The sequence below is a fragment of the Massilia pseudoviolaceinigra genome (assembly GCF_030846505.1).
Lineage (GTDB): Bacteria > Pseudomonadota > Gammaproteobacteria > Burkholderiales > Burkholderiaceae_D > Telluria_A > Telluria_A violaceinigra.
The window spans coordinates 1-657 of record NZ_JAVCWL010000131.1; the positions used below are offsets into that span (position 1 = coordinate 1).

Below are 657 nucleotides of genomic sequence, written 5' to 3' on the forward strand. Positions count from 1 at the left end.
CCTATATGAAGGAAACGGGCTTCACCAACAACGCGGCACCGGTTGCCGAGGGCGCCCGCAAGCCGGAATCGACCCTCACGCTGGCGCAATCGATCGCGCCAGTTGTCAAAATCGCGCACTTCATGAAGGCGTCTACCGAGATATTGGACGACTTCCCGGCGCTGCAATCGTACATCGACGAGCGCCTGACCTACGGCTTGCGCTTGATCGAAGAGAACCAGCTGCTCAAGGGCTCGGGCGTCGGCAATAACCTGAACGGCCTCTACACCCAGGCGTCGGCCTACGTGGCGCCGATCACCATCGCTGGCGCCACGCACATCGACACCCTGCGCCTGGCCCTGCTGCAGTCGGAGCTGGCCGAGTACCCATCGGATGGCCTGGTGCTGCATCCGTCGAACTGGGCGGGCATCGAGCTGCTGAAAGACACGACCGGCCAGTACATCATCGGCAACCCACAAGGCACGTTGTCGCCATCGCTCTGGGGCCGACCCGTCGTGACCACCCAGGCCATGTCCATCGCGACGTTCCTGGCCGGTGCCTTTCGCATGGGCGCGCAGATCTTCGACCGCCTGCTCGCCTCGGTCGCCATCGCCACGGAAAACGAAGACGACTTCGTGAACAACCTGATCACGATCCTGATCGAAGAGCGTCTGGCCT

At 62.9% G+C, this 657-nt stretch carries 1 protein-coding gene; it reads left to right on the plus strand.

Annotation, left to right across the window (positions count from 1 at the left end; genetic code table 11):
- The coding region (locus tag RBA40_RS33410) for a phage major capsid protein (protein ID WP_306653219.1) at positions 1-657 on the plus strand (657 nt) is incomplete at both ends.